At 67.3% G+C, this 23,813-nt stretch carries 25 protein-coding genes; 19 read left to right on the forward strand and 6 right to left on the reverse strand.

Features of this window, described 5'->3' with window-relative positions; all coding sequences use genetic code 11:
* Positions 1-8 precede the first annotated feature (8 nt).
* The 9 genes from ACFWVC_RS32240 (at position 9) to ACFWVC_RS32280 (ending at position 6,802) form a co-directional block, all read left to right on the forward strand.
* Positions 9-950, forward strand: coding sequence for a hypothetical protein (locus ACFWVC_RS32240; RefSeq protein ID WP_384295818.1), 942 nt, complete (start codon positions 9-11; stop codon positions 948-950).
* A gap of 2 nt (positions 951-952) precedes the next feature.
* Entirely contained in the window at positions 953-2,041 is a 1,089-nt protein-coding gene (locus ACFWVC_RS32245; RefSeq protein ID WP_384295820.1) for a hypothetical protein, read from the forward strand.
* A gap of 6 nt (positions 2,042-2,047) precedes the next feature.
* Positions 2,048-4,261 (forward strand): hypothetical protein, encoded by a 2,214-nt coding sequence (locus ACFWVC_RS32250; protein WP_384295822.1) that lies wholly within the window; start codon positions 2,048-2,050, stop codon positions 4,259-4,261.
* Entirely contained in the window at positions 4,258-4,464 is a 207-nt protein-coding gene (locus ACFWVC_RS32255) for a hypothetical protein (protein WP_384295826.1), read from the forward strand. The genes ACFWVC_RS32250 and ACFWVC_RS32255 overlap by 4 nt, the downstream gene beginning before the upstream one ends.
* Positions 4,465-4,562: 98 nt before the next feature.
* Positions 4,563-4,925, forward strand: a complete 363-nt coding sequence (locus ACFWVC_RS32260) for a hypothetical protein (RefSeq protein WP_384295830.1) — start codon at positions 4,563-4,565, stop codon at positions 4,923-4,925.
* Positions 4,926-4,984: 59 nt separating this feature from the next.
* Positions 4,985-5,875 (forward strand): GH25 family lysozyme, encoded by an 891-nt coding sequence (locus ACFWVC_RS32265; protein WP_384295833.1) that lies wholly within the window; start codon positions 4,985-4,987, stop codon positions 5,873-5,875.
* Complete coding sequence (locus tag ACFWVC_RS32270) at positions 5,872-6,093, forward strand: hypothetical protein (protein WP_384295836.1); 222 nt, start codon at positions 5,872-5,874, stop codon at positions 6,091-6,093. The genes ACFWVC_RS32265 and ACFWVC_RS32270 overlap by 4 nt, the downstream gene beginning before the upstream one ends.
* Positions 6,093-6,329, forward strand: coding sequence for a hypothetical protein (locus ACFWVC_RS32275; RefSeq protein ID WP_384295838.1), 237 nt, complete (start codon positions 6,093-6,095; stop codon positions 6,327-6,329). The genes ACFWVC_RS32270 and ACFWVC_RS32275 overlap by 1 nt, the downstream gene beginning before the upstream one ends.
* Before the next feature lie 215 nt (positions 6,330-6,544).
* Positions 6,545-6,802, forward strand: a complete 258-nt coding sequence (locus tag ACFWVC_RS32280) for a hypothetical protein (protein ID WP_384295840.1) — start codon at positions 6,545-6,547, stop codon at positions 6,800-6,802.
* A gap of 204 nt (positions 6,803-7,006) precedes the next feature.
* Here the strand turns inward: ACFWVC_RS32280 and ACFWVC_RS32285 are convergent, their stop codons facing one another.
* On the reverse strand, positions 7,007-7,438 hold the full coding sequence (locus ACFWVC_RS32285; RefSeq protein WP_384295843.1) for a hypothetical protein: 432 nt from the start codon (positions 7,436-7,438) through the stop codon (positions 7,007-7,009).
* Between the two features lie 176 nt (positions 7,439-7,614).
* Here ACFWVC_RS32285 and istA point away from each other — a divergent pair, with 176 nt between their 5' ends.
* Together istA and istB are read left to right on the forward strand one after the other, a co-directional pair.
* Positions 7,615-9,120: an IS21 family transposase gene (gene istA, locus ACFWVC_RS32290; protein WP_384295846.1), complete on the forward strand. Its 1,506-nt coding sequence runs from the start codon at positions 7,615-7,617 to the stop codon at positions 9,118-9,120.
* Entirely contained in the window at positions 9,120-9,911 is a 792-nt protein-coding gene (gene istB / locus ACFWVC_RS32295; protein ID WP_375822209.1) for an IS21-like element helper ATPase IstB, read from the forward strand. The genes istA and istB overlap by 1 nt, the downstream gene beginning before the upstream one ends.
* 1,810 nt (positions 9,912-11,721) lie before the next feature.
* Here the strand turns inward: istB and ACFWVC_RS32300 are convergent.
* On the reverse strand, positions 11,722-12,669 hold the full coding sequence (locus ACFWVC_RS32300; RefSeq protein ID WP_384295849.1) for a hypothetical protein: 948 nt from the start codon (positions 12,667-12,669) through the stop codon (positions 11,722-11,724).
* Between the two features lie 168 nt (positions 12,670-12,837).
* On the opposite strand from ACFWVC_RS32300, the gene ACFWVC_RS32305 reads away from it, so the two are divergent.
* On the forward strand, positions 12,838-13,005 hold the full coding sequence (locus tag ACFWVC_RS32305; protein WP_384295852.1) for a hypothetical protein: 168 nt from the start codon (positions 12,838-12,840) through the stop codon (positions 13,003-13,005).
* Positions 13,006-13,084: 79 nt separating this feature from the next.
* On the opposite strand, the gene ACFWVC_RS32310 is transcribed toward ACFWVC_RS32305, so the two are convergent.
* Both ACFWVC_RS32310 and ACFWVC_RS32315 read right to left on the reverse strand, forming a co-directional pair.
* Positions 13,085-13,288, reverse strand: coding sequence for a hypothetical protein (locus ACFWVC_RS32310; protein WP_384295855.1), 204 nt, complete (start codon positions 13,286-13,288; stop codon positions 13,085-13,087).
* 403 nt (positions 13,289-13,691) lie between these two features.
* Positions 13,692-13,874, reverse strand: a complete 183-nt coding sequence (locus tag ACFWVC_RS32315; RefSeq protein WP_384295858.1) for a hypothetical protein — start codon at positions 13,872-13,874, stop codon at positions 13,692-13,694.
* Between the two features lie 133 nt (positions 13,875-14,007).
* Here ACFWVC_RS32315 and ACFWVC_RS32320 point away from each other — a divergent pair, with 133 nt between their 5' ends.
* Positions 14,008-14,226, forward strand: coding sequence for a hypothetical protein (locus tag ACFWVC_RS32320; protein WP_384295861.1), 219 nt, complete (start codon positions 14,008-14,010; stop codon positions 14,224-14,226).
* A 113-nt stretch (positions 14,227-14,339) separates the two neighbouring features.
* A complete protein-coding gene (locus ACFWVC_RS32325; protein ID WP_384295865.1) occupies positions 14,340-16,304 on the forward strand; it encodes an RHS repeat-associated core domain-containing protein in 1,965 nt (654 codons plus the stop codon).
* Between the two features lie 512 nt (positions 16,305-16,816).
* On the opposite strand, the gene ACFWVC_RS32330 is transcribed toward ACFWVC_RS32325, so the two are convergent.
* Positions 16,817-18,055 carry an IS701 family transposase gene (locus ACFWVC_RS32330; RefSeq protein WP_384295885.1) on the reverse strand — a complete coding sequence of 413 codons (1,239 nt, stop codon included), beginning with the start codon at positions 18,053-18,055 and terminating at the stop codon, positions 16,817-16,819.
* 276 nt (positions 18,056-18,331) lie between these two features.
* On the opposite strand from ACFWVC_RS32330, the gene ACFWVC_RS32335 reads away from it, so the two are divergent.
* The gene (locus ACFWVC_RS32335) at positions 18,332-18,733 is read left to right on the forward strand and encodes a hypothetical protein (protein ID WP_384295867.1); all 402 of its coding nucleotides are present in this window, start codon (positions 18,332-18,334) and stop codon (positions 18,731-18,733) included.
* Positions 18,734-18,848: 115 nt separating this feature from the next.
* Here the strand turns inward: ACFWVC_RS32335 and ACFWVC_RS32340 are convergent, their stop codons facing one another.
* Positions 18,849-19,232: a hypothetical protein gene (locus ACFWVC_RS32340; protein WP_384295870.1), complete on the reverse strand. Its 384-nt coding sequence runs from the start codon at positions 19,230-19,232 to the stop codon at positions 18,849-18,851.
* 417 nt (positions 19,233-19,649) lie between these two features.
* On the opposite strand from ACFWVC_RS32340, the gene ACFWVC_RS32345 reads away from it, so the two are divergent.
* From ACFWVC_RS32345 to ACFWVC_RS32360, 4 genes are all read left to right on the forward strand, one after another.
* Positions 19,650-20,210, forward strand: a complete 561-nt coding sequence (locus tag ACFWVC_RS32345) for a hypothetical protein (RefSeq protein ID WP_384295873.1) — start codon at positions 19,650-19,652, stop codon at positions 20,208-20,210.
* A 590-nt stretch (positions 20,211-20,800) separates the two neighbouring features.
* The gene (locus ACFWVC_RS32350) at positions 20,801-21,988 is read left to right on the forward strand and encodes an AAA family ATPase (protein ID WP_384295876.1); all 1,188 of its coding nucleotides are present in this window, start codon (positions 20,801-20,803) and stop codon (positions 21,986-21,988) included.
* A 61-nt stretch (positions 21,989-22,049) separates the two neighbouring features.
* Positions 22,050-23,195 carry a hypothetical protein gene (locus ACFWVC_RS32355; RefSeq protein ID WP_384295878.1) on the forward strand — a complete coding sequence of 382 codons (1,146 nt, stop codon included), beginning with the start codon at positions 22,050-22,052 and terminating at the stop codon, positions 23,193-23,195.
* Positions 23,196-23,259: 64 nt separating this feature from the next.
* The coding region (locus tag ACFWVC_RS32360; RefSeq protein ID WP_384295881.1) for a hypothetical protein at positions 23,260-23,813 on the forward strand (554 nt) is incomplete at its 3' end.

A 23,813-nucleotide genomic window follows, 5' to 3' on the forward strand; every position in this document is an offset into this window, starting at 1 on the left:
ACACTTCAATGACGCTGCTCCAGCCCCCGATGATGGTCAACGGCGGTATCCACCCCGCCCGCACCATGCGCATGATGATCCGCGACCTGTCCCGCGGGTCGCAGGGCGTGACCGAGTTCAACGACCTCAAGGTCTCCCAGCAGTCCACGCCCGGTGCGGGCGTGCAGGTCGCCGACGGCTCCGGTGTGGTGCGGGGCGCGGCGCCGGGCCAGGGCTCCTACACGCAGTACAACGTCGGCACGGCGCCCGTGGACATCGCCCCCACTGGGGCCACCGGCCGCACCGACATGGTGGTGCTGCGCGTCCTGGACCCGGAGTACGAGGGCGACCTGAACCCGGCCATCGACGACATCGGCTACTTCCACGTCGTCTCCAACGTCAGCGGCACCGCTACCCAGCCGCCGGCGGGCATGACCGCGATCCCGCTGGCCCGGATCACCATCCCGCCGAACACCGCGACCATCACCAACGCGATGATCACCGACCTGCGGGGTATCGCCAACCCGCGCCGGGACCGGCAGCTCTACACCGCCTCCGCGAGCGGCGAACAGAACTGGGCGGGCAACAAGGACGGCACGTACGTGTCGTGGCCGGCGGCGGCCCGCTGGAACATCGCCGTGCCCGTGTGGGCGGTGCGGGCCCGCATCACCCTCACCATCGCCGCGGCGGAGATCCTGTCGGGCGCTACGTGGGGGCACGCCGCGTTCAAGCTGGGCACCGTCCAGGGCCAGGGCGTCAACTACGACACCGGCCCCTTCACCACCGGTGACCGCTCGCAGCGCGCGAACCTGATCTGCGCCGACACGATCAGCATCCCGGCGGCGATGCGCGGCACCACGCAGCTCCTGCAGTCCCTGGCCTCCCTGGACAGCTCGCTCGCCGGAACGCTCCAGGCGGACGGGGCCACGACCGCGATCGCCGACGTGGAGTTCGAGGAAGGCGTGTTCTAACGGTGCACTCCTACCGCTACCTGACGTGCAGCGCCCTGACGGGGCAGGTCCTGGCGTGGGACCTGCCGCTGTCGGACGTCACGTACGGCCCGGAACGCAACGGGTCCGGGGCGCTGCAGGCCACGCTGGAACCGCACCTCGCGCACGTCCTGGGCTCGATGGTCGACCCCGGCAACACGCTGATCTTCGCCGAGCGGGACTCCAAGCTGATGTGGGGCGGCCTGATCTGGCGGGCCGAACCGGAGGGCGGCAAGTACCCCATCGAGGCGGCCGGGTTCAGCTCCTACCTGACCCGCCGGCACGACGTGCACGGCAACCTCGACGGGCGCGGCCCCTACACGTACGGCGACCCGTGCAAGCTGATCCGGGACGTGTGGGCGTACTGCCAGGCCCAGCCGGACGGCAACCTGGGTGTCGTCGTCGACGGCACCACGTCGAAGGCGACGATCGGCACGCCGGCGGAGCCGTACGCGTCGGCCTGGTGGGAGTCCCGCACCCTCGCCGAGCTCGTCGACGACGCGGTGAACGTGTTCGGCGGCCCGGAGTGGACCGAGCAGGTGGCGTGGGTGGACGGGCTGCCCGAGCGCCGTATCCGCCTCGGCTGGCCCCGCCTGGGGACGCGTCGCACCGACGTGTCGTTCACCAGCGGCGTGAACATCGCCACCAGCCAGCAAGTGGTCTACGACGGCGATGCGTACGCGCAGGTCATGGTCGCTTTCGGATCGGGAGAGGGACAGGCCCGGCTGCGTGCCATCGACGCCGTACGGGATGGGCGGCTGCGCCTGGAAGGCGTGCTGGACCTGCCCACGATCAAGGGCCAGGACCAGCTTGCGGCGAAGGCCCGCACCGGGCGTGTCGCCGGGCAGGCCCGCGGCTCGGTCGACCAGGTCGACATCATCGACCACCCCGCGGCCCGCTTCGGTTCCTTCCAGGTGGGCGACGACGTGCGGGTGCAGGTCCACGACCAGTGGACCGACTACGACGGTTGGGCGCGAGTGACCGGATGGACGCTCACGCCGGCGCAGGGGGACCAGCAGGAACGGATGACGGTGAGCCTCGCGCGCGCCGACTCCTTCATCTACGGAGGATGAACCCCATTGGCTGACACCCTCGCTGTCCTTGCGTCCCGGATCGCCAATCTGGAACGGCTGGTGCGGGACCTGTCCCGCACCAGCCGCCTGGCGAACTCCTCGATCGAGAACGGCGCCATCGCCGTGTACGACAACGCCGGCACCGTGCGCGGCAGCATCGGACTGCAGCCGGACGGCACGCTGGCGGTCGCGGCCGTCAACGGCCCCACCCCGCCCGTACCGTCCGCGCCCACCATCGTCTCCGTCCTCGGCGGTGTCGCCGTCGGCTGGAACGGCGCCTTCGCCGACGGCAGCCAGGCCCTCGCCGACTTCGCCTACGTCGAGGTGCGCTTCTCCGCCTCTGAGGACTTCACCGACGAGGGCACGCTGCACTCCGCGTTCTACTCCCCCGTCGGCGGGACCCTGGTCGTGCCCGCTGACGGGCCGGTGTGGGTACGCCTGGTGTGTGTGTCCACCTCGGGCGTGACGTCTGAGCCGTCCGCCGTGGCGGGACCGGCCGGGCCTCGCCCCGTGGTCGCTCAGGCCGTGCTGGACGGGATCATCACCGAACTCGCCCTCGCCGACGGGGCGGTCAGCGCCGCGAAGATCGAGGCGGGAGCGGTCGGCAGCGTCGCTCTGGCCGACAATGCCGTGCTGCAGGAGCACCTGCACGACGCGGCCGTTGCGACGGGCAAGCTGGCCGACGGCGCGGTGAGGTCGGGGAAGATCGCCGCCGACGCTGTGACCACCAGGGAGCTTGCCGCCGGTGCGGTCACCGCGGTGGAGCTCGCGGCGGGTGCGGTCACGGCCGACAAGCTGACCGTGGTCGGCAGTTCCAACATCCTGCCCGACCCGAGCTTCGAGGGGCCGGTCACCGCGGCGGCTGCCGCCGCCCGCCCGGGGTGGTCGGTCGACGCCATCGGCAACGGGTCGGCGAAGTCGCTCAAGGTCGATGCCACCTCGGCAACGCCGATCGCCAGGAACCTGACCCTGACGTCGTTCGCGGTGCTGCCGGGTGACCAGCTGTACCTGGCCGTCGACTACATGGCCTCCTCGAACTGGGTCGGGCAGTCGCTGAAGTTCTACGCCGGCTGGATCGACGCCAGCGGCGCGATGTTCTCCTGGGGCACGGTGGTGGCGCAGCCGCCCGTCCTCGGCCCGACGTGGCAGCGCCTGGCGGGTACCGTCACGGCGCCGCCGGGGGCCCTGCGGGCTGCCATCATCGTGGAGACCTTCAACAGCACCGCGGGCACCGTGTGGTGGGACAACGCCGCAGTCCGCCCGGTCCTACCGGGCGTGATGATCGCCGACGGGGCGATCACCACACCGAAGATCGTCGCTGGATCGATCAACGGCGACCGGCTCGCGGTCGGCTCCGTGGCCGCCGACCGCATCGCGGCCGCCAGCATCACCGCGGCGCAGATCGAGGCCTTGGGCATCACTGCCGACCGGCTTGCCGTGAACTCCGTGACCGCGTCGAAGATCGTGGCGGGCTCCATCGACGCCACCCACATCAAGGCACAGGCGATCACCGCAGCCCTGCTGGCGGCAGACGCCATCGACGGCAAGACCATCACCGGTGCCACCGTCCAGACCGCCAAGTCCGGTCCCCGGCTGCTGCTGTCCGGCAACCACCTCTATGCCGTCGACAACAGCGGCAAAGTCCTCGCCGAGTTCGTGCCCGACGACGGCACCGGGCGCAGCGCGTTCCGCACGTACGACACCCGCCTCGGCGACAACTTCTACGGCGCCCTGACCGCCGGCGATGTGCGCTTCGGCATCGTCGGACAGACCGCCCCGCAGGAAGAGGCGGGCATCTCGTACTCGTCCCTGGGCGGAGGCCTGTACGAGCTGCTTCTGTCGAGCGGATGTGACCTGGGGAGCTCGTCCGCCCAGGTCAACCTGTACTCCGAGACGGCGCCAGCGGCGGGCAACTCCGCGATCGACCTCAACGCGGACGCGGTCGACGCGCTGGGAGTCCTGACCGCGAACAACATCGTGCTGGGGTCCGTGACCATCACCCCGAGCGCCTCCAACACCCCGACGAGCGTCACGGTCACCGGCCTGCACGTCGCCGGGAAGACCTTCCGCGCCTTCGTCACCGTGTTCAGCGGCTTTCCCGGATCGGGCGGCGTCACCGGTGTGACCGTCAGCAATGTCAGCAGCGCCGGCCTGACGGTGTGGCTCAACCGTGTCGGCACGAACCCCACGACGGTCTACTGGCTGGTGGTTGGAGCATGAGTGGCATTGCTTTCGAGCCGAGCCGGTTCTACGACGCGGTGGTCCAGTGCCTCACCGAGATGTGCGAGAACTACCTCAAGGCCATCGACGTCACCGAGCTGTACTCCAACGGCGGGACGCCCGGCATCGAGTGCGGCTTGTGCCAGCACCGCATGGAGGTCCTTTCGGCGACCCTCATGGACCCGCAGCCCGAGATGTCGTGACCCTGCTGTCCAGCCTCGGTGATCGCTGACTGACGCGGCGTCGCCTCGTGCCCGTAAGATCTAGTACGGCGCGGGGCACGCCAACCTAGGAGTGCGCGGTGACACAGCCGCCGAGCGCCGAGCCCACCTTGTGGGAGCTGCATCGCGCACTGCAGCAGATGCGCGAGGACCAGAACGACGGCATCAAGCAGTTGCGGGATGACCTGCGTGCCGACCTTGCCGGGATGAACACCCGTTTCGAGCAGATGGTCACCAAGGACGTCTATCAGGCCGATCAACGCCTGGTGCACCAGCGACTGGTGGCGATCGAGGAGGCGCAGGCGGCTGCGGTCCGGCAGCGCGAGAGCGACCAGCAGCAGGCCGTCAACACCCGCAAGTGGCTGGTGGCCGTGTTCGTCGCCCCGTTCCTGCTGGGCCTGGTGCAGCTGTGGGTCACCAGCAGGCTCGGCGCAGGCCCGTAAGGGCCTGGGCCGTCACAGCACCATCCGTCCGGCGCGGGGGAGAAGCACCGGGCAACAACATGCTCAAGGCCATCGACATCAGCTCTCTGCAGCCCCACCCGGACCTGGACAGCGTCGACGTCGTCCTCATCAAGGCGTCCGAGGGCCGCACCTACGCGAACCCCGAGCGCGCCCAGCAGGCCAAGGCCGTGCGCGCCAAGGGCAAGCCGCTCGGCTGGTACCACTTCCTGTGGCCCGGGAACATCCAGGCCCAGGCTGAGTGGTTCATCCGCTGCGCGAACCCCAAGGACGGTGAAGTCCTGGCCTGCGACTGGGAGACCACCACCTCGGGGACCCGCCCGTCGTGCGCGGACAAGGACGCGTTCATCGCCGCGGTGAAGAAGCTGCGCCCGCACCTGCGGGTGATCCTTTATTGCAACCTCGACTACTGGAAGAACCGCGACACCACCGGGAAGTGCGGCGACGGCCTGTGGATCGCCGACCCGAACGCCCCGGCCGGACACCCGCGCATCCAGCACTCGTGGGTGATCCACCAGTACGGGATCCACAACCACACCGACGTCAACGTCTGCCACTTCACCACGGTCGCCGACTGGAAGACGTGGGCGGCCGGGCTCGCGGCGCCCAAGCCGCCGGGCACCCCCAAGCCGCCGTCGACGCCGAAGCCGCCCACGTCCAAGCCGTACGTGCCGCCGGCGTTCCCCGCAGGCCTCGCGCCGGGCAAGTCGCGGCCGTCGGCGAAGGGTCTGCAGAGGGCCCTGCGCGCGGCCAAGTTCCTGACGATCACCGACGCGGACCTGTCCGACCACTACGGGACGCGAACCGAGGGCGGCGTGCGCAAGTTCTTCGCCGCCCACCCGCAGTTCCGTGCCAAGGGCAAGCCGAACGACTCGGCGATCGGGCCGAAGGGCTGGGCCTACCTGCACAACCTCGCCTACGGCCGCAAGTGAGTGCCGACGAGATCATCCACCGGTTCACGTCCCGCCCGACCGGCACCTCGCAGCACCGCCAGGCCCACGAGGACGTCGGGTCGGTGTGCCTGGAAACGGCGCTGACGCTGGACCAGCTGCTGCCCGCCGGCGCCGAGAAGCAAGCCGCCCTCTTCCGCCTCGAAGAGGTCATGTTCTGGGCCGACGCCGCAGTTGCCCGCCAACCCAAGGAGTCCTGATGAACCTGTTCCTGTCCCTGATCCGCACCGGCGTCCCGGCGCTGGTGGGCTGGCTGGTCGCGCTGGCCGCCCGCCGCGGCCTCGACCTGGACGCGGAGGCCCTGGCCGGCGTCCTGAGCCCGCTGGCCGCATTCTGCTACTACGCGGTGTTCCGCCTGGCGGAGCAGCATGTGTCGCCGAAGTTCGGGTGGCTCCTGGGCTACGCCCGGCCGCCGAAGTACGACCTGGCCGCGTAGTCCGGCCGGCGCGGAATGATCGAGACCCCCACCGCACGCGGTGGGGGTCTCGATCTCTTGAAGCACCAGACTGGCACCCGGAGAACTCGTATTCCCGGGTCATGAAGAGGCTCCCCGACAGCGAATTTCCCGCCAGTAAGAGGCCGTCGTATGCCTGGCAGGTCCACAGACCGCCCGAGTCGCAGCAGCCTACGGGCCCGCGACCCTCTCGCCCCATGGCAGCTCCAGCCCAAAGCCGCTACGCCGACCGCGCGGTATCTTCTGCGACCATGAGCGAAATAGCCAATGAAAACGGCCGTCTCAGCGACGAGGAGTTCGAGCACTTCAAGGCTCTCCTGCGCCGCTTCTGTGCACACGACCTCGACCAGTGGGCGGCATGGAAGGTCAAGACGGACACGGGACACGTGGCCTACGTAAAGATCCAGTGGGGCGAGATGCTCGACGAGGACGACGAAGTCTTTCGGTTCATCTGACTGGGGCCGCCGTGGGGCCGTGCCAGAGCGGCCAACGGTGACAGGAGACGACAGCGGCCGCAGGTCAGGGAGCCGGCCGCTGTCGTGTGTGCTGGTCAGCGGGCGGCCGTATCACTTCCAGAAGAACTGACTGGTGGATGACCTCCGGGCGGTCCGAAGGAGGTCTGCCGGGTGCCGGCCGTAGGGGCTGCGAGCAAATGACGGTCACAGGCGGCGGTCCGGGCCGGCTTCCAGGACCTCTCGGATTGCTCGCTTGCGGGGGAAGAGTGCGCGTGAGCCGTACCGGTGGCCGCTCAGGTTTTGGATGACTGCGGTGAGCCACTCGGGGTCGCCGAGCTGCGCGACTCGGCCGCTGGTCGATACCTCGTCGAGTAGCTTGCAAGCTGCGGTGATCTCACGCCGGGGGTACCGGTAGGCATGGTGGGTGAAGTTCGCGCTCCACTCTTCATAGGGACAGCGCGCAAGCCCCCCGATGGAAGCGGGGAGCCCCACGTGCTCGGTCGGCTGGCCAAGCCAAGACAGGATCACCGCAACCTTCCGCAGCCTCTTCGAGTGGTCGCGCCGGTGAGGCTGGACGTCGAGCGCGATGTCCATCACGCGCGCCCACGGAATCTGCTGAGCCTCGACACCCTCCACCCATTGCGAGAAACCGTCCCCCCTCAGCCTTACATGGTCCCCAGCGGGTGACGGCGGTCAGTAGATACTCCCCGTAGGCGGCCACTTAGCGCCCCACTCATGGCCAATGGTTTCCCCACGGACGGCCAGATATCTCCCCGGACCTGGACCGATGCCGGTCGGCAAAGCTGGCCGGTGTGAAGAACAGCAGGGAGATCATGGAGATCCTGGAGGCATACGACCTCACGGGGAGTTACCGAGCGGCGGCCGAGCTGGCCGGCTGCGACCACCACACGGTGGCCCGGTATGTGCAGATGCGGGCCGAGGGCGCGAGCCCGACGGCGAGGCAGCACCGGGCCCGTCCGATCGACGAGTACCTGTCGAAGATCGAGGAACTGGTGGTGAACTCCCACGGACGGATCCGGGCCGATGTGGTGCACCGGCGGATCACGGCGATGGGCTTCACGGGCGGAGAGAGGACCACCCGGCGGGTCGTCGCGGAGGTGAAAGCGAGTCTGCGGGCGGGTTCGCGGCGGGTCTATCGGCCGTGGATCACCGAGCCGGGTCTGTGGCTGCAGTGGGACTGGGGCCATGGTCCGAAGATCGGCGGGCGACAGACGCAGCTGTGGTGCGCGTGGTTGGCCTGGTCCCGCTTTCGGATCGTCATTCCGGTGTTCGACAAGACGCTGCCGACGATCGTGGCCTGCCTCGATGCCACGTTGCGTCGAATAGGAGGGGTGCCGGCCTATGCGTTGACCGACAACGAGAAGACGGTCACCACGACGCACGTCGCGAACATCGCGGTCCGCAACCCGGAGATCGTTGAGGTTGCCCGGCGCTACGGGCTGACGATCCGTACTTGCCTGCCGGCAGACCCGGAAACCAAGGGCGGATCGGAGGCGACGGTGCGGATTGCGAAGGCCGATCTGGTTCCCACCGACGCCAATCTCCTCGAGCAGTACCCGACCTTCGGACACCTCGAGGCGGCCTGCCGCGACTTCTGCAATGAGGTCAACAACCGGGTCCACCGGGCCACCCGGCGCAAGCCCGTCGAGGTCCTCGCGGAGGAACGGCAGCGGCTGCACCCGTTGCCGAAGGAGCCGTTCGCGGTCGCGTTCGGGACGACGAGGCGGGTGAACTGGGACGCGACGATCTCGGTCGAAGGAGTTCGGTATTCGGTTCCGCACCAGCTGGTCGACACCCGTGTCTGGGCCCGCTTCAACGGCGACGAGCTGATCGTCACTGCGGTCGGTGAGGACGGGCCGGCCGAGGTCGCCCGCCATGACCGCTCGACCCCGGGGAACCCCGCGATCAAGGACGAGCACTACCCGCCCCGGGAGAACAAGGAAGCGGACCGGACCCCGCGGGCGAACTCCGCCGAGGAGGCGGCCTTCCTCGCCCTCGGACCCGGGGCGGCGTCCTGGCTGATCGAGGCCGGGGCCGCCGGGGCCCGCAGGATCAAGCCGAAGATGGCCGAGGCCGTTGCCCTGGCCAAGCTCCACTCCGTCGCCGACGTCGACCGGGCTCTTGGGACCGCGGCGATCGCCGGGCGGTTCGCGGAGAACGACCTGATCCGCATCCTCACCTACCAGTCCGGCCTCGAGACGGTCGAGCCCACCCGGGCTTCCGAAGATCACAGCCTGCAGCCGGGCACCTCCGCCTGGTCGAAGTTCGGCATCGCCGATGAGAAGGAAGAGCACTGATGGCCACCCCGATCCGCACCGTCTCCGGCACCCACGGCGACCCGTTGGCCGAAGCCATCGAGCTGACCAAGCGGCTTAAACTCCCCCACATCCGGCGGGCGTTGACCGATCTGATCCCCACCGCGAAGGCCCAGCGATGGGATCCTGCCGAGGTCGTCCGCGTCCTGCTTTCCGAGGAGGCCGCGGGCCGGGACGCCGCGAATCTCCGTACTCGACGCAAGCGGGCCGGCTTCCCGGCGGGCAAGACCTTCGGCGACTGGGACGAGACGGCCTCGTCGATCCCGCGGCCGACCCAGGACTCGCTGAAGATGCTCGAGTGGGTGACCCGCAAGGAGAATCTCTGCATCTGCGGGCCCTCGGGCACGGGCAAGAGTCACTTCACCGAGGCCCTCGGCCAGGCCGCGATCGAGGCCGGGATGACGGTCGCCTGGTTCACCATCGAGGACCTCGGAGCCCTCGTCCGCCGCCACCGGGCCGATGACTCCCTGGCGAGGGCGATGTCCCGGCTGATCCGGACGGACCTGATCATCGTCGACGACATCGGGCTCCTGCCCGTCTCCCCGGACGCCGCCGAGGGCTTCTACCGGCTGGTCGATGCCGCATACGAACGGCGGGCGCTGGCCGTCTCGAGCAACCTCCACCCGTCAGGATTCGACGAGATCATGCCCAAGACCCTGGCCACGGCCACCGTCGACAGGCTCCTCCACCACGCTCACGTCGTGGTCACCCAGGGTGATTCATTCCGGCTCAACCAGGCCACCAGCGGTCAGGGGGTGATCCCCTTGCGCTGACCCAGCCACCAACAGCGGGGAGATATCTGGCCGCGGTTGGGGAAGATTCACTGGCCGCCAGTGGGGAGAATTACTGGCCGCCTCCGGGGAGAATTGAATGGCCGTTGACAAGCGGGATCACCGATCACCCACTCCCCGTCGGTGAACGCAAGGGGTCCGAGTCGATCGGGCATGTTCTGGTCCTTCGTTCCGCAGCGCCGTCCAGCGCCGCCCGAAGAATGATGCATGACGCGTTTCGCGGGCAATCTGCCGGGGCGCTGCGCGTCAGACGGGTGCCGGTTCGCATCGACGTGCCACAGCCGTGCCAGACACGACGAGGCCGAGCGGAGCGGCGGGGAACCACGGACAGAATCCGGCGTTCGTCCAGCTCCACGTCGGTGCAGCTCAGGGGCTATCCGGAGCCTCAGTCTTCCAAACTGGTGCCACCAACAGCAGCGCGTGATTTCTGGCACCCACCACCGGATTACTCGATCCACTCCCCTTCGACATCGTCGGGAACCCAGGGGAACGGTATCCACGGGTGCCTGGCGGCCCGCGTCCAGCAACTCGAAAAGCGGCTGTCGCAGACGCTGGGAACTCAGGCATGGCAAGAATCAGGAAGGACGCAGGACTACGTTGCTTGCCCTCGGCGGGTGGCCATGACGTCGACGCGACGTCGCATTGCTGCGAGACATGCCACCCCGATGAACACAGCAACGATGCGGCTTGCTGTGTCTTGCAGCGTGCTGTCATACGGTGTGGCAATAGACCAGGTCGCCAGGTAACAGACGTTCAGGGCGGCCACGATCGCCGGGAGCGCCACAGTCATCCAGCGAGGCGTGCGGGCCTCAATGCGCGGGAAGCCCAAGACAACGGCGGCGCCCAACATGAGTAGAGCGGTTATCGCGGCTGTGGCGTACAACCCGTACTGGTACGGCGTGGTCGAGCAGTCTGCGTGTGTCTCGACCGCTTCTCCCTTGCACAGCACCTGGCCAACGCCGATAGCCGGCCATATGAACCAGAGCCCTGCTACTGCCTCGAATGCCACCAGCACGGAGGCAGTAAGAAAAAGGAGTCTTCTCATCCCGCAGTTCCCTGTGCCAGTTTGCCGTTCTTGACGACCCAGAGGAACGCTGACTTCGGCATTTCTACTATCGCTGCGGCGTGCAGCGCAAGCGCCAAAATCAGAGTGCCAGAAATCCGATGGGCCCGTCTGGATCGCAAACGCGCTGACAGTGCTATTGAGTGATCCCGATAGGGAATCACGATTCCCTCCCCAAATTGCCCCAAGGCCCCTTACGTCTTGGGGCATGCCCTGCCATCTAAGCGCAAAAGATCTCTAAAGGAAAGTCAAAGGTGCCTACTCCGCGCTGATGCGGCGTGGGACACGGTGGCGCGCGGGACGGTCGCGCATGCTGCACCATGCTGGCTTGCACGGCGTGATACGGAGCAAGACAGGCGACGAGTGGACGTGGTCTGCCGAGTGATCGCTTTCGGGCCGTCGCTGGGCCGTCCGACGGAGGCCAACGACGTCAGATGACGACGGTCGCCGACTCCCCTTCCCCTGCTCAGGGGCGGTGCTCCGAACATCGGCGCAGGTGCTCATCCCCGAAGGTCAGTTGAGGAAGAACTGATCGCTGAGGTCGCCAGCGTGCATGAGCGCGTTTCCTTGATGGTGCTGTGACGTCAGACTACGGGGATGGACCCCAACCTCTATCCCGACCTGGCGGCTCCTGCGCAAGCTGCGGTGCAGCACCACCCGCATCACCGCCCTCGTGCAGGCCGTCCTCACACTCCACCTCAACCTGAGGTTGGAAAGGCCGTCATGTGTCTACTCGGCGTAGACAAGGACAGGGTGCGTGGGATCTGCCTCGCATCCCAGGAGCCACAGGAGGCCGTTGCGTCCGGGCCAGATGTCGGTTGGTCGGTTGTCGTCCCAGTCATCCGGGTCGCCCCAGCGGAAGCCGGGGGGATCCACCGGTTGCCACGGACCGAAGAGATCTTCTGAGGTGGCTCCCAGGAGCAGAAAGGTGGGAGCGCCGCACTCACAGTGTTTGGCGGGTGTAGGCCAGAAGCCGACCTTAGGCTCCCAGCCGCCCAGTTTCCATCCTGGGACACGGCAGTGGTCGAGGTAGTCGTGCTGGTCGAAGTTCTCGCGCGGGCGGCCTGTGGCGGTCCACAAGGCACAGGCGAGCTCAAGGTGGGGCGGCAGGATGCCCAGCATCGTTTCGGCGAAGCCGCTTTCCTGGGGCTCCTCGATGCTGATGGGCGGATACTCCTGGACCAGCTCAGGGTGGACGACGCAGGTGCGCGGAACGAGGTTGTCGGCATCGTCTGGGGTGAACACGTTGAGAGCGGGGTTGCTGGACCTGACTTCTGTCAGCTGGCTTTGCTGTCGCCAGCGAAGGGTCGCCTTCGGGTCGTCAGTGTCCACGTGGGGGTTCGGGCACCACAGCACCTGAAGCACGTCGCTGTCATCGGGAAACATCCACTCTGGCGCGCTCAGCAGACCGTCCGGCAGGTCGTGTCGAAAGAGCTGGAAGACCGAGGCCAGGACGACACCCTCTGCCGGCCCAGTGGGGCCGTCGCCGTAGTGCTTCTCATGGCAGAGCGGCCAGGGCTCGTCGAGAGGCCACAGCAGGGGTCCGCCCACGGAGCTGTGATGTGCCGTGGGCATACCGCGGCGCGGATGCAAGCGCAGAGCCGTCCGTGCGTAGTCGGCCAGTTCCGGGTACTCGTTTAGGAGCAACGCGCGCCGACGCGGCGTCGTATTCACCATCGTGCTGTCTCCAAAGGCCCTGCAGCCGCCATCCTGCGCGCATCCTAGCTCAACGGCAGTCGGCCCTTGACGACGAGCCGTCCGATCCAGCTCGGCTCAGCTTGGAAAGGGCTCAGTGAAACTCCAACCCAAAGCGGCTCCACCGACCGCGCGGTACCTTCTGCAACCATGACTGAAATAGCCAATGAAAACGGCCGTCTCAGCGACGAGGAGTTCGAGCACTTCAAGGCTCTCCCGGTGGCAAGACGGGACGCCTGTAACAGCCAACCGCTGTTTGTGGCTGGTGACGCGGTTCTTACCGGCACCCAAGTTGCGTCGAGCGGGTCCAAGACATGACGAGGCCCCCACCGCCTGTTTGCGTGGTGGGGGCCTCGTGTCGTCTGAGGCTGACGCTCGCTACAGGCGCCGGCCTTCGTCATTCCCACGCCTCGGGTCCGTTGCCGCGCCAGTCGATGAGCTCGGGGTCGGTGACGTCGACCGTGTCCGGGTCGAGGCCTGCGCGCCGAAGGAACTCCAGCAGGTCGCTCGCGTTGAAGGCGACGCCGAGGATCTCCTCGTCCACGCGCACCTGCCGGCCGCCGCTCGGCGAGACCGGCATGACGATCACGCGGTGGTCCATTCGCCCAGGATGCCCCGGAGCATGAGGGGTCGCATCCTGGAGGTGCGGCCCCGCTCGCAACACCCCAGCAAGTAGTCCTTGCCCGCGCAGCGGGGTCGCCCGGAGAAGCGGTCCGGCGCGGCCTTCTGTCCTCCACGGCGGGGACGCGTCGGACTCTCCCATCACTCCTAGAGCGTGCTCCGCGTGCGACTGCGGGAAAGGCGGGGCAGGCTGGGGGTGCGAGCCCGAGGGCCGGTCCGGAACCCGCCAGGACCTCGCGCCATTGGATCGGCCCCCGCCACGGTAAGCGGCGGGGGCCGAGGTCTGTCCGACACAGAGGAGGGCCCCCACCGCCTGTCAAAGCGATGGGGGCCCGTGCCGCCTGCCTCCCGTGAAGCTTCGCCGACGGAGGCAGCCGACAGTCTCAGCTGGGCGCGGTCCAGCGGGGCGCCGGAGCCCGGCTGACACACGCGGCCGCGTCGGCGCAGACGACGATGATGCCGCCGGGGCCGGACCCGGTCTCCACCAGGTACGAGACGCCGTTCTCGGTGTACTTCTGGCAGCGGGCACAGGTGCCGGCGATCCGCTCGTGCTCGCGAGGGATCATCGCGCACCTCCGTGGCAGGAGCAGCCGCAGCGAGGGGTGACGATGATGTTCGGGTACCCGGGCAGCGTGCAGTCGGCATCGCGCTTGCACTCACGGTGCAGTGAGCCTCTCCCGACATGGGCATCATGCGGGCATGACATGGGTCCAGCGGTTCGTCACGACGCTCTCACGGCTCATCCTGGCCGTGGTCTTTACAGTTATCGGTATCCGGACCATCGCCTTGGAGATCACCGAAGTCCATGGGATGGCCCAGCTCGGCTACCTCGCGATCGGCACCGTCGCGCTGGGCGGCGCCGCCGTCAACTGGCAGATGCTCCTCCGGCCCCTGTTCGCGCGACGCGAGCAGCCCTGACCCCCGGACGCACGCCCCCTCCCGCCCGGACCACAGGGCATCTTCCTCATCGACGCGGTCAACGGCCCCTACGACAACAAGCAGCCGTAACGACATATGACGCCTCCGGCCGTGTGGTCGCCACCCGTACTGCCGGTTCCTCCGGTACTGACGCGGGAACGTTGCACTACACCTATTACACCGCCGATGGTTCCGGCACTTGTGGTGTCCGCCCTGAATGGGCCGGACTGCTTTGCAAGGCGACTCCCGCCGGCGCAATAGCCGGTGGCCTGGGGAACCCCACCGAAGGCATCACCACCGTCGACACCTACAACCGCTGGGGTCAGGTGGCCACCAAGGCTGAGACCGCCAATGGCGTCACACGAACGAGCACATACGTGTTCGACACGGCTGGACGACCTACCAAATCTACGATCACCGGCGGTTCGGGACAGGCCATTCCTGCAACCACCATCACCTACAACCCCGGTAACGGACAGATTGCGAGTCGCGCGTCTAACGGGAAGACCGTCGCATACACCTACGACAACCTCGGACGACGGTTTTCTTACGACGACGGAGCCGGCAACACCGTCTCTACCGCGTACGACGAGAACGACCGTACGGTGAAAATCACAGACTCTGCTCCGTCGACCGTCACCTTCGCCTATGACACCGCTGGCAACCTCAAGTCCACGACAGACTCGATCGCAGGTACCTTCACCGGCACCTATGACGCAAACGGCCGACTGGTGACGGAAACCCTGCCGGGCAACACCACTCTGTCTCTGACCATCGATCCTGCCGGGCAGCAGAGCAGTCGGAACTACTCAGCCGCCGACGGCACTCCCCTTGCCGCCGACGCGGCCAGCTACACGATCCGCGGCAAAATCGCTGGACATACCGAGACGACCGGGACAACCACGCAGTCCGATTACACCTACGATGACGGACAGCTCACGCAAGCCGTGGACTCGACCCCCAACGGCTGCATCACACGTGCGTACACCCTTGACGCCAACAGCAACCGCACTGTGCAGACCACGTCTCTGGATGACTGCGACAGCAGTACAGAAGACATCCAGAAGGTGACCACCTCCCGTACCTACGACAGCGCCGACCGACTTGTGGGTGCCGGCTACACCTACGATGCCCTGGGGCGAACGACCACCAACGGCAACAATGCTGCAGCCTTCACCTACTACGTCAACGACTATGTTGCGTCCGAGACACTCGGAACGAGCCGCAACAGTTGGACTCTCGATGCCGCCGGACGGCTTGCCGTGCGCACTTCTGAGACTCAGGTCAATGGCACTTGGAGCACGAACAACATCACCACTAACCACTACGCGTGTGACTGCGATAGCCCCAGCTGGACGAAGACGAACACTGGCGGCATCAGCCGAAATGTCATCGACCTGACCGGAACGCTCACTGCTACCACCGCAGCAACCGGCGGTACAGTTCTTCAACTGAGCAACCTGCACGGTGACATCACCGTGCAGTATCCCACGGACACCACGCAGTCAGTCACCGTTCAGCACTATGATGAATTCGGCGGCCTGTCCGACCAGACGGCACCCACTCCATATGGATCCCTCGGCGGCTACCAGCGTTCCGCGCAGACCTTGAGTGGTGTGACCTTGATGGGAGCGCGCCTCTATGATCCCACAACAGGCCGCTTTCTCAGCCCCGACCCGGTGTACGGAGGCAATGCCAACCCCTATAGCTACCCCGCCGATCCAGTCAATCATTTCGATCTGAACGGCCTAGCGATCGACAAAAAGCACAATAAAAACTCATTCGGCTGTGGCTATTTCAGCTGTACGCTCAAGATGAGCCGCAGGCGTACCAATATGCTCATCGACGTTCTCAATGCGGCATCCATTACGAAGGGGATGCTTGCCACCGCCTTGGGTGTAGGGGTCTGGGCTTCTGTGGTTTCCGCAGGGTGGGCAGCTGTCCTGCTTATCGTGTTGGCCGCGATCTCCTATGCGGTTGTCCAAGCTCTCACATGGCTTCTTAAGTACTATCCAACCAAGGGAACGTATATAAAGATCATGCGGGTCACCCACTACAGCTACACCTGGCATCAATAGCAGGCATATGGGGGCGGCTGGGCGTTGCAAGGCCTGGCCGCCCTTAACGGCAGAATCGGCTCAGCCTACATCTATCACCCGACTGGACCAGGCAATATGAACGAGACACCGAAGAAACTACGGACTGCCGGATTTATTTCTACAACCCTCACGCTCACACTTTTCGTATTGCTGATGTTCCGAGGGGTGCGGCGCGACTTGCTCTCGTCCATTCTTCAGGGAGTCACGCTCCTCGGAGCGTCTATTTGTGTGATGATCGCAGTCAAAATTGAGCGCCTACGCAAGCGCTCATAACGGGATGCCGTGAATCGTCGGAGACCGGTGTACTCGAAAGGACCACTCGGCTGTGTGAACCGTTCCGGGTTCGGTGCAAGGCCGCGTAGTTAAGGCTTGTCGGTGCAGGTCAAAAGGGCCTTGAAGATCCTGGCGTGAGGCGAGGGGATCTCTGGTATACCTCGGGAGTCCGCCAAGACATCTCAAGATTCTAGTACTCCAGCCGTAGATCGTGATCTTTATGGTTGTTGGGCGGTCCGCCGCTGGTAGTGGCAGGCACGGGCCCGGGCCTGGTGGCGTCGTCGCCACTCGGACCAACGGAGCCTGTGGATGACTGTGTGGACGGTCTGGGCGACGAGTGCGCTGAACAGGTGCTGGATCTCGTTGCAGGTCAGCGGGGTCAACTCGTCCGGAGTTGGCTCCTGCGCATGTTCATCGGCGGTGGCTGCGGCGAGGAAGGTGTGGGCGAGCATCGTGAGGGTGACCCGGCGGTGCCAGGACGTCCAGCGCCTGACCTGGTGTTCGTCGAGCCCAGCCAGGCCCTTGCTGGACTGGAAGGTCTCCTCGACTGTCCATCTGCGTCCTGCCACTCTCACCAGGGTGGACAGCGGCACTCGCGCCGCCGAGTAGCAGCGGTAGAAGGCGAGTTCTACGGTGCGCCGGTTGCGGCGGACGAGTAGGTGGCGGCGGCCGGGCCGGTCGTCGGCGATGTCGGCCAGGGCCCAGTCGTAGAACCGGTGCCCTTTGGCTCCGGCGCCGACGGAGAGCTTCTGCCAGGCCCGCTTCGGCAGCTTCTTGACCAGGACGTCGGTGCGGAACTTGCCCGCGCGGGTAGTGATCTGGTGGTCGCAGGCAACGGCGAGCACATAGCCGACCTGCCGTCCCTCCAGCGCGGTCCGTAGATGGGGGTTGCCTCCGTAGACCTCGTCTCCGGCTACCCAGGAGGCGGGGACGCCGGCGTCCAGCGCACGGCCGATCATGCGTGCGGCGAGCGCGGGCTTCGAGGCGAAGCCGACGTTGTCAGGGATCCCTGCCACGCGGCAGCGGGTCGTGTCCTGGGTCCAGGAACGCGGAACGTACAGTTCCCGGTCGATCGCCGCGTGCCCTCTCGGGGTCGAGTAGGCGAGGTAGACGGCCACCTGACTGTTCTCGATGCGTCCGGCGGTGCTGGTGTATTGACGTTGTACGCCCACCGTGGCGGTGCCCTTCTTCAGGTCGCCGGTCTCATCTACGACCAGCACCGCGTCATGGTGGTGCAGCTGCTCGACGACGAAGCCGCGGATGTCGTCGCGGACGGCGTCGGCGTCCCACCTGGCCCTGGACAGCAGGTGCTGCATACCGTCCGGGGTCGTGTCCCCGGCGTACTCGGCGAGCGTCCAGCAATTCTTGCGTGGCAGGTCCGACAGCAAACCGAGCACCAGCGCCCTCGCCCGGCGCCGCGGTTCTACCCGGGCGAACCGCCCCGCGATGCGGCCCATCAGGACCTCGAACCTGTCCTGCCACCGGGCAAGATCTATGCTGTGACCTGCGGCCACCGTCTGATCTTCTGTCTTCACACACCGATGATCACCGGTGGCCGCACCCATTCCCGGACCGGCCCCGGAGCCTCGGCAACAGCGCGTGATGTCTGGTTCTGAGAGAATCCTGGCGTGTTCAACTTCGGGATCGAAAGCTACCGGCCCGATTGGCTTAACGGTCGCTCCGCGGTCGTGGTAGGCCACGGCCAGCAACTGCATGCGCTCATCGGCCGTCCGTTGACCCATGTCTGGCTGGTCTGGGACGTTCAGGACAACGAGTGGTTCTCCGACTGCCCGGTCCTGCTTGACTTCACCGGCGAACAGGTGGAGATCAACCACCAGAAGTTCAACGACCTCTCGATCACCTGGAACACGGTGGACCCCCACGAGCCGGTCCTGTGGCCCGACTTCGATCTCCAGTGGCGCCACGCCATGCGCGCCGAACTGCACGCCCTCCAGGGCCAGATCCTTCAGGACGTAGAGCTCCTCGAGTGGACCGGGAGCGACATGGCCCAGGGAGCAGTCGCCGTCAGCTTCCGCTTTCCCCACAGCCAACTGACCATCGCCAACGCCCTCGACGAGAATGAGCTGACCTTCGGGCCACCGGAGTCGCGCTACCAGCGTCACTCGCTGCACTAGGGCACCCGGCACGGAGACCCGGCAGTGTCGCGCCGACCGAGCTCGGCGGAGTTGGCGCGCCGTCCGCGACCGCGCGCCCGCAGGCTTTGCGGGCAGGTGCAGCCCGGGTGAACGCTCAGGCAGCCTTTGCCCGGGTGACGATCAAAGCGAACAGGGCTGCCCCAACGGGTACCCCCACAATCTCGCCTACCGGGAATCCCACATCGAGCGTGGGGCGGAGCCACAGCTGCACTGCAAAGCCGATCACCGCCATCACGGGCACGGCTGCGAGAGCGATGGCGCATCCAACGCGCCGGCGCGGTGGCTCGGTGATGTAGAGCCCGAGCATCGGGGCAGCGGCGAACACCGCGACCGCGAGGGTGAGTGTCCTGTAGATCCCGTGGTCTTCGAAGTGCCAAAGCGCCAGAGTTACGACTCCCCAGACAGCAAGGCCGAGCAGAGCGCGCAAGGCGACGGAGAGGACCACGCCCCACGTTTCGGGGCCTTGCTTTCTCGTCACGCCGAGAGCTTAGCGGCCGCTCGAAACGGTGTATGCCCCGCCCTTGAATCCCCGCTGGTCACGAGCCGTGCCCGGCGGAGCCGAACTTCGTCCTGAGTGTCACAGTCGTGCAATGTGAGGCGGTGCCGAGCGGGGAGTCACGGGGAACAGCGGTGATGGCGCTGCCTTGCGGCAGGGAGGGCGCACAGGAGGTTCCGCGACGGCCAAGGTGCTCTCTACGAATGGAACGACGGCATCGAGCGGTGCACCTGGGAGCCGGCGAGCGTCGTCGAAGCGACACTTCAGACGTCTCTTCCCAGCCCCGTTCCGTCGTCCCAGATGGAGAGCTTGGCCCCGGGGGCGCCCGACCACGCTGGTTAGAATCTAAGGGCAAGCGTGGAAGGGATGAGGGGGCCGGCGATGCCGAAGAAGCCGTTCTTGGCCGGCAGGCAGGAGTTCGCTGCCGTGTACGGGGTCAAGGGGACCCAGATCACGCAGTGGCTGGGCCGTGGGGTCATGAACTACGACCATGCGGTGATCGTGTCGGGGTCTCCGTACTGGCTGATGTCGTTCGTGCGGGACTTTGGGAAGAGGATGCCGCGGCCCAAGCAGACGGACGACAGGGTGGTGCAGCAGATCCTCGCCGAGCAGGAGCCCGGCGAGTGGGCGACCAGCGTCGCCGAGGTGCCTCCGCTTCTGGGCCTGCAGGAGACGACGCAACTGTTCGGCCTGAGCAGCCAGCAGAACATGTCGGCGGTGTTCCGCAAGGGCGGGTTCGTGCCGCCGGACTACTCGCTGTCGGGGTCCCCGATCTGGCTGCTGGACACCCTGGTCGATGTCGCGGCGCCGATGATGCAGGCGAGGGCCCGCACCGTGTCGTGGGCGGTCGACCCGCAGGTGGAGGCGGCGTTCCGGCAGAAGCGGTACACCGGCCCTGGCTCCGTCATCGTCCCGCGCGGACTGGCCGCGAAACGTGCTCTGAGCAGCGCAAACGGCTAGACGCACCTCCCCGAATCGAATAGAATAAGACCAGCGCCGCAGGGAGCGGCGCCGGTCTTGCTCTTGGGAGGAATACATGCACGCCACCGCCGGTGCGATCCGTTCGCCGACCCGCCGTCGTGGGCCCGGAGGCGGCTCACGGGTTGATCACGCGACGCCCTTCCGTAAAGATGTGCCACACCATTCAAGAGTGAGCGCACTTTCGGGGGTTCCGTGCCCGCCCAGCAGGACCAGCTGCCCGGCCTGGACGACATCCAGCCCGTGCAGCTGCCCTCCAGCCACCCGGGCCAGTCCATCCAGCAGCGGTTCCAGGCGTTCCACCACCTCAACCCATGGGTGCTGCGGCACCTGGAGGCGCTGACCACCGACTGCGTCGCCGAGGCCCTCCCCGCGTCGGCACCGGGATGCTCTCCGAGCTCCTGGGCCGGCGCTACGGACAAGCCACCCGAGGCGTCGCCTTCCGGCTCACAACGACTTCCTCAGCCGGTACGTGCGGCTCCTGACCGAACAGCACCCCGAGTGGGCGCCGCTGTTCGAGAGCAGAGCCCTGCGCACCGCATGAGAACACCGACTTCTTGGAGGAGTCCCGAATGGCCATCAAGCTGAAGACCCGCAGACCCACCGGCATCGTCCCCTGGCCCCTGATCCTCATCGAAGGGGAAGAGGGCAGCGGAAAGACTTACTCCGCCGCCGAGTTCTCCGCCTCGAAGCGCATCGGCCAGATGTACTGGGTTGACCTGGCGGAGGGCAGCGCCGACGAGTACGCGGCGATCCCCGGTGCCGACTACGAGATCATCGACCACGACGGCACCTACCGCGACATCCTGGAGCAGATCCGGGCGGTGTACCTCGAAGCCCGCCGCGTAGCGGCCGCCGGCGAACCGCCGGTGGTTCTGTCCGTCGACTCGGGCAGCTCGCTGTGGCGGATGCTCAGAACCTGGACCAGCGAGCGGGCCCGGCGCGGCAGGAGCAATGCGCAGCGGCTGCAGGAGGACCCGGACGCCGCGATCGACGTCGGCATGAACCTGTGGAACGACGCCACCGAGCGGTGGATGGAAGTCATCCACCTCCTGCAGACCTTCCCTGGTATCGCGATCATCACCGCCCGCGGCAAGCAGATCACCGCCATCGACGAGGGCGGCAACCCGGTCAAGGACAACCGCGGCCGCGTGCTGCGGGAGTGGAAGGTCCAGGCGCAGAAGGACCTGGCGTTCGACTGCTCGGTGTGGGTGCGGATGCGCCGCGGCCGGGTCCCGCAGGTCATCAAGGCCCGCTCGCTGCAGCTGCGCGTGGAGGACGGCAAGCCGCTGGAACTGCCGGACTTCACGATCGAGGACCTGGTGTTCAACCGGCTCGGCTGCTCGCTGGAGTCCCAGCCCCGCCAGATGCCCGCCCTCGTCGGCGACCGGGTGCAGGCGTGGCTGGACGAGCACGACGTGGAGGACCTGCGGGACGTCGAGAAGCTGCGTGAGCTGTGGTGGGACGCGGCCAAGGACGACACCGGGCTGAGTCGCGGCGAGGTCGTCTCGATCCGCGCCACGATCGAGCGGATGGTCGCCGAGATCGAGAACCCGCCCACTGACATGGGCCAGGGCCCGGTCAGTGACGCCGAGCGGCTGCGGGCCGCCGTCGAGCGCCGGGACGAGGACGACGGCGAGGAGCCCGACGACGAACCCGACCCGGACCGTCGCCCCGTCCGCAAGGCCCCCGCCAAGCGCGCGGCCGCCAAGCGCAGCCCCGCCAAGCGCGCGGCCAAGCCGGCCGCCGCCCGGAGCTGACCTGCCCCCGCGGGCCGGGCCCCCTGCGGCCCGGCCCGCCCCACGACCTTGGGAGTACCTGATGACCGCTCAGCCTGCGGAATCCACAGTATCCACACCGTCCCTGTGGACAGCCGCGCACGATGTCGACGCCCGACGGCCCCGTTCCCTGCAGCGGCAGCTCGGCGCCTCGGACACGGTGTGCGAGCGCCGCGCCGCCTACATCGTGGCCGGGGCCGCCCCGACCGATCAGTCCGACAAGCGTGCCGCGATCCTCGGCACGTACATCCACGAAGGCCTGCTGGGCGCGGCGCGAACCGAGTACGGCTGGCTGGTGGAGCGCACCGTCGGCGACGACACCATCCGAGGCCACATCGATGCCGTGCAGCTGGACGCCGAGACCTCCGCCCGCGTCGCCTCCCGCCATCGCCCCAAGGTGGCGGCCGCCGGCGGGGTGACGGTGGAGGACGTCAAGACGAAGACGACGTTCCTGTGGGACAAGGTGCGCCGCTACGGGCCGACCGCGGCCGAGCTGCGCCAGGTGTACCTGTACGCGGATCTGCTGCGCACGGTCGGCTTCGAGGACGTGCGCGGCCAGCGCTACCTGGCCAAGCTTGGCCCGCTGGAGGTCGCCCGGATCCGCTTCCGCTTCGTCAACCGCGACAACGGCGAAGAGCACATCGAGGAGTTCGCGTTCGACCCGATGGAGGCCATCCGCGCCCGCTGGTGGGTCCAGCGGGTACGGGAGCTGAACAGCCCGGAGGAGGGGCGCCGCGACTTCGACGGGCCGGGCGTGGACGCCATGTGCGACTACTGCCCGTTCGTCACGGCCTGCTGGGGCCTGCCCGAGTCCCCCGGAACGCCCGTGCAGACCGTCCTCATCCACAACGACGCCGACCGCACCCAGACCCTCGCCGACTACGTGCGCGGCCACGAGCTGGCAACCGAGGGCAACCGCATCAAGACCCTGGCGCGCAAGAAGATCGACGCCTCGCCGGCGGGTGTCTACGGCGCCAACGAGCTGGTGTGGGGCGGCGGCAACGCCAAGTGGGACCTCGACGTGCAGGCGATGGTCGACGTGCACGAGGAGGCGGGCATCACGGTGCCGATGGTCCCCGACGAGAAGCGGATGGTCGCCAACTTGAAGGCGGCTGGCCTGGCCGTCCCGGAGAAGCGCAGCGCCCAGACCACGCCCAGGACCATCAACGTGCGGGCCTACAAGGCCTGATCGGACCGCTGCCGCCCGCCCCTTGTTCGGGTGGGCGGCAGCGGTCGGCAGGAAGGAAAGTGCGTTGTCCATTCACCTGATGCTCGTCGCTGCGTACCTGCCGGACGACGTCGTGAACCAGGGCCAGAAGCTGGCTTTGATGAAGATATGCGACTCGGCCGACGACGAGTCGGGTATCTCCAGGCCGGGCATGCGGCGTGTCCGCGCGTGGGTCGGCGTGGGAGAGAAGCGGTGCACGACCATCGTTACCGAGCTGGTCGCCAAGGGCCTGATCGAGCGTGTGGAGGTCGGCATGCTCGGGCGCCGGGCGACCTACCGGGTCTTCCCGCTGGGGGTGCCGTCGATCCCGTCCAACGACGAGCTGGACGCCCGCCTCCAGGCCGCTGACGCCGCGCCGAAGAACCCGCGCAAGGCCCGTTCTGGCGTCACGCGTGCGGCACCGTCCAGGCCCGCGATGACACGTGAGGACTTCTCCGCGCGGGACGACCTCGACGTGCAGGCGCTGGCCGCTGGCGAGGGTGTGAAGCGGCCAGGGTTCCACCCGTGGAACCCTGGTGACGACGAGGGCAGGGTTCCACCGGTGGAACCCAAAGGGTTCCACGGGGGGAACCCCAAGGG

It is taken from the genome of Streptomyces sp. NPDC058691 (assembly GCF_042714775.1).
In the GTDB taxonomy this organism is placed as follows: Bacteria; Actinomycetota; Actinomycetes; order Streptomycetales; family Streptomycetaceae; genus Actinacidiphila.

Bases quoted from the DNA above. Each gene is read 5' to 3' on its own strand.
- ACFWVC_RS32355 (WP_384295878.1), top strand. From the start codon at position 22,050: ATGACCGCTCAGCCTGCGGAATCCACAGTATCCACACCGTCCCTGTGG.
- istB (WP_375822209.1), top strand. From the start codon at position 9,120: ATGGCCACCCCGATCCGCACCGTCTCCGGCACCCACGGCGACCCGTTG.
- ACFWVC_RS32305 (WP_384295852.1), top strand. From the start codon at position 12,838: ATGACTGAAATAGCCAATGAAAACGGCCGTCTCAGCGACGAGGAGTTC.
- ACFWVC_RS32300 (WP_384295849.1), bottom strand. From the start codon at position 12,669: ATGGTGAATACGACGCCGCGTCGGCGCGCGTTGCTCCTAAACGAGTAC.
- ACFWVC_RS32315 (WP_384295858.1), bottom strand. From the start codon at position 13,874: ATGATCCCTCGCGAGCACGAGCGGATCGCCGGCACCTGTGCCCGCTGC.
- ACFWVC_RS32255 (WP_384295826.1), top strand. From the start codon at position 4,258: ATGAGTGGCATTGCTTTCGAGCCGAGCCGGTTCTACGACGCGGTGGTC.
- ACFWVC_RS32320 (WP_384295861.1), top strand. From the start codon at position 14,008: ATGACATGGGTCCAGCGGTTCGTCACGACGCTCTCACGGCTCATCCTG.
- ACFWVC_RS32310 (WP_384295855.1), bottom strand. From the start codon at position 13,288: ATGGACCACCGCGTGATCGTCATGCCGGTCTCGCCGAGCGGCGGCCGG.
- ACFWVC_RS32350 (WP_384295876.1), top strand. From the start codon at position 20,801: ATGGCCATCAAGCTGAAGACCCGCAGACCCACCGGCATCGTCCCCTGG.
- ACFWVC_RS32240 (WP_384295818.1), top strand. From the start codon at position 9: ATGACGCTGCTCCAGCCCCCGATGATGGTCAACGGCGGTATCCACCCC.
- ACFWVC_RS32265 (WP_384295833.1), top strand. From the start codon at position 4,985: ATGCTCAAGGCCATCGACATCAGCTCTCTGCAGCCCCACCCGGACCTG.
- ACFWVC_RS32330 (WP_384295885.1), bottom strand. From the start codon at position 18,055: ATGGGCCGCATCGCGGGGCGGTTCGCCCGGGTAGAACCGCGGCGCCGG.
- ACFWVC_RS32275 (WP_384295838.1), top strand. From the start codon at position 6,093: ATGAACCTGTTCCTGTCCCTGATCCGCACCGGCGTCCCGGCGCTGGTG.
- ACFWVC_RS32280 (WP_384295840.1), top strand. From the start codon at position 6,545: ATGGCAGCTCCAGCCCAAAGCCGCTACGCCGACCGCGCGGTATCTTCT.